Raw genomic sequence first — 2,570 nt, forward strand, 5'->3', positions numbered from 1 at the left:
CAAGAGGTAGATTATTCGTACAACATACGTGGTTGGTTAAAAAACATCAACGAAGATGGTAAAAATGACAACGATTTATTTAACTTTAGCATTGAATATAATCATCCTACGGATCCTTTGAAAGCCTTGTATAATGGAAATATTGCTCAAACTAGTTGGAATACGTTAAATGTAGATTCAAGTTCTAAAACATACACCTATAGCTACGATGCCATGAACCGATTGTTAAGCGCTACAGGGGCTAATACTTCAAATTACAATGTACCAGGAATCACGTATGATAAAAATGGTAATATCAAAAACTTAACTCGAAACGGTTGGCAAAACAGTGCTACATTTACCAATATGGATGTTTTAAGTTATGACTATGGTAATACGAATCAATTAAATTATGTTACTGATAGTGGTAACAATAATTACGGCTTTAAAGACGGCAATAAGTCTGGTAATGATTATGAGTATGATAGTAATGGAAATATGACTAAAGACTTAAATAAAAACATTACCTCAATCACCTATAATCATTTAAACTTACCCATAGAAATAAAGGTTGATAACTCTGATAGTAAAAAGATAAACTATACCTATGATGCTATGGGGACTAAGCTACGGAAGGTGATTAATGACAATGGGAATATTACAACCTTAGACTATGCGAATGGGTATACTTATGAGAATAATACATTGGAATATTTTCCAACAGCAGAAGGTTATGTAAAGAAAGACAATACAGGGTTTAAATATGTATATCAATACAAAGACCATTTAGGAAATGTACGATTATCATATACAGATAATAATAATGACGGTATTATCACTGCGAGTTCAGACCCGAGCACAACCGAAATTATAGAGGAAAGTAACTACTATCCTTTTGGTTTAAAACATAAAGGGTATAATGGAAATATTTCTTCAATTGGAAACTCTGTAGCTCAAAAGTTTGGGTATAACGGGAAAGAGTTAGAAGAAAGTTTAGGTTTAGATTTATATGAGATGGATATGCGCCAGTATGACCCCGCTATAGCTAGATGGACTTCAATAGACCCAGTTATTCATCATTCGATGAGTACCTATAATGCCTTTGACAATAATCCTGTTTTTTGGGCTGACCCTAGTGGAGCAGATGCTGTTCAAAATGAAAACGGTTGGACTTTTACAGGTGAGGATGCTGTAAATGTTTTTAACGCAGCAAAAGAGATTTATGGGTCTGGTCCTGGAGATGGTGATAAGAAGAAGAAAAAGAAGAAAAGCCAAAAGAAAGCTGTTAAAGATATGGGGACTGGAGAACTTTATGCTATGGCATATAATGGTTATGCAAGGACAGCTTATTCAAACGGGAATGACCCGTATAATCCAACAGATGCGGATATAGCCCAAAATGAAAGAGAAAAATCTGAAGCTGCATTTGAGCTTATGATGATTATTGATGGAGAATGGGTATTAGCGAGATTGGTTCAAGGTGGAAGATGGATTTATACGTCATTAAGATTAGGAAAAACAACAGCAACTATTGCTAGAGTAGGAAAAACAGGAAAGAAGGTGGTAGAAATGGGAATAGACAAGTTAAATGCTTTACATTCCGTACCAAGAGCTGGAAAAGGGGTAAATTATATTGATGATTTAGCTGAATTAATTTCTAAAAATGGTTACGATATTAATCAAGCTATCCCAGTTGTAAAGATGCCTAACGGTAGATTGGTTATATCTGGAGGACATCATAGAGTTGCTGCAATGAAAAAACTTGGAGAAAATACTATTCCTTCAGTAATGAGAAATTGGAATAACTTATCAAAAGCTGTTCAACAAAGATTATTAAATGGGCCGAATGGAGAGGCTTGGAAAAATTATTTAAAATAATGGAAAATTGGTATAAAGTTAGTAGGAGAAATAAAAGTGTTTGCGGAAATTGTGAAAAGTCTTTTGATGAGCTAGGAAGTCTAGACCATCATAGTAGTTACTGCCCTAACTGTAATATTGAATGTATATGGTTTTATTTTGAAGAAGATAAAACATTACAAGTTATACCAAAGTATGCGCCAAAGGAGTTTGTTTTGTTTCTTAGATGGGCTCAAAAAGAACTTGATGAGTTAGAGTTTTTAGAACTAATTGTTTCATTTGAAGAAATAGCAAAATCATTAGCTAATGTTAAATAAAATGATGAATATTTAATATTAAGATGATTCTTAATAGTGAAGAGATATAGTTTAAACAAGCAAAAAGATGGACTTAGGTTCATCTTTTTGTTTTTGTAGAAGATTCTATTGGTAGTCTAATAGGTCTGAAATATGGACATCAAGAGCTTTGGCAATTTTGATAATTGCAATTATTGATAGTTTATTTTCACCTCTTTCTACTCTTCCCCCGCTCCCGCTAGTATTTACTAGTGGTAAGTAAAAGTAAGCAACTAGAAATTAAATTATTAAAATAATAGATAAAGATGAAGCCACAATAGTAATGTTGTGGTTTTGTTGTTTTTAGGAGTATGTTTTTTTATTTTAGTATCTCTAATAAAGGCAATGCTATCTACGAGATGTTTTTACGAATAGTTGTTCCTTATAAGGGAATTATTT

Annotated in this window: 2 protein-coding genes; both read left to right on the top strand. The window is 32.8% G+C overall.

Translation table 11 applies throughout. The features are described 5' to 3' along the window. Nucleotides 1-1,857, top strand: a 1,857-nt coding sequence (locus V1T75_RS16335; protein WP_330489557.1) for an RHS repeat-associated core domain-containing protein, incomplete at its 5' end; no start/stop codon positions are given. Further along, nucleotides 1,857-2,153, top strand: a complete 297-nt coding sequence (locus V1T75_RS16340; RefSeq protein ID WP_330489558.1) for a hypothetical protein — start codon at nt 1,857-1,859, stop codon at nt 2,151-2,153. The genes V1T75_RS16335 and V1T75_RS16340, both read left to right, overlap by 1 nt. Nucleotides 2,154-2,570 lie beyond the last annotated feature (417 nt).

Source organism: Tenacibaculum sp. FZY0031 (genome assembly GCF_036350695.1).
In the GTDB taxonomy this organism is placed as follows: domain Bacteria; phylum Bacteroidota; class Bacteroidia; order Flavobacteriales; family Flavobacteriaceae; genus Polaribacter.